Below are 443 nucleotides of genomic sequence, written 5' to 3'. Positions count from 1 at the left end.
ACACCAATTAACAGCCGTGAATGGCAAGCTTCTCCATATAGGGTAAACATACTGCATTCCTTTTTAATATTATTTTGGTTGCAATAGACTGCTGAAAAATTGGTTCAGATAGTTGCCAAATAGTTTTCAGTTCCTTCCGCGACTTTAGGCGGAATAAACTCGGGAAGAGTATACTTCACTACGCCTTCTCGTTGAAATGGGTCTTCTGCAATTAACTTTTCCACCTGTGCCCGGCCTGATGCTGTCGTCAGGATAATGTCGCCTGTCCGCGGCTGGTTGCGGCCAGACATCACAGATACACCTGCTTGAGAATACCGTGCAAGATACGCAATATGCTCGGACAGGTAGGTTTCAGCCGCAGACAAGTCTTTGATATATTCCAAAGATACGATAAACATTTCTTTTCCTTTGCTCAGAATGAAATCAATAGCGCAGCTATACAC

1 protein-coding gene is annotated in these 443 nt (G+C 43.6%); it reads right to left on the bottom strand.

Annotated elements, in window-relative coordinates; all coding sequences use genetic code 11:
• Positions 1-104: 104 nt before the first annotated feature.
• Positions 105-443 (bottom strand): YciI family protein (locus ACTHUR_RS21125; protein WP_440400767.1); only part of this gene is annotated, 339 nt, incomplete at its 5' end.

The organism is Neisseria sp. P0021.S007, from assembly GCF_051956855.1.
Note: the sequence above shows the minus strand (reverse complement) of the source record. Positions and strands in the feature narration are given on the sequence as shown.